Here is a 630-nt window from a genome sequence, read left to right on the forward strand (position 1 = left end):
GCACATGAACTACGCCACTGATTACCGTTACGACAGTTTTACCGCCTGGCGATTTACCACCCTCCGCTCGGGACAGCCTGCCGCCTCCGATCGGTCACCCACAGGTGGCAAGCACACACACGCAGCCAATCTGGCCAATTGTCGAACACCCCAGTAGGGCCGAGCGCGCGGGCACAAACCCGCCACCAGCCCAGGAAGCCTTGAATATGAATTCGTCCGTCTCCGCACTGCCGCTGTCCACCATGAGCCCTGCCAATGAAGCGCTGACCCTGCGCCTGCCCAGCTCATTGCAACTCAAACAGCAATTACCCCTCAGCAATGCCCTGTCCCGGCAAGTCACCGCCCACCGCCAGGCGGTTCGCGCGATCCTCAACCGCGAAGACTCCCGCTTGCTGGTCATCGTCGGCCCATGCTCGATACACGATCCCAAGTCAGCCCTCGAATACGCTGGCAACCTTGCCCGCCTCGCCGCCGAAGTCAGCGACGAAATGCTGCTGGTGATGCGCGCCTACGTCGAAAAACCCCGTACCACGGTTGGCTGGAAAGGCCTGGCCTACGACCCACACCTGGATGKCAGCGATGACATGGCCGCTGGCCTGACGCTATCCCGCGAGCTGATGTGCGAAATGC

At 61.8% G+C, this 630-nt stretch carries 1 pseudogene; it reads left to right on the forward strand.

The annotated features are described in order from the left end of the window. Window positions 1–206: 206 nt before the first annotated feature. Window positions 207–630 (forward strand): annotated as a pseudogene (locus tag AC1DVH_RS32395) (3-deoxy-7-phosphoheptulonate synthase); the annotation flags it as partial.

The sequence above is a fragment of the Pseudomonas sp. P4_C3 genome (assembly GCF_056402075.1).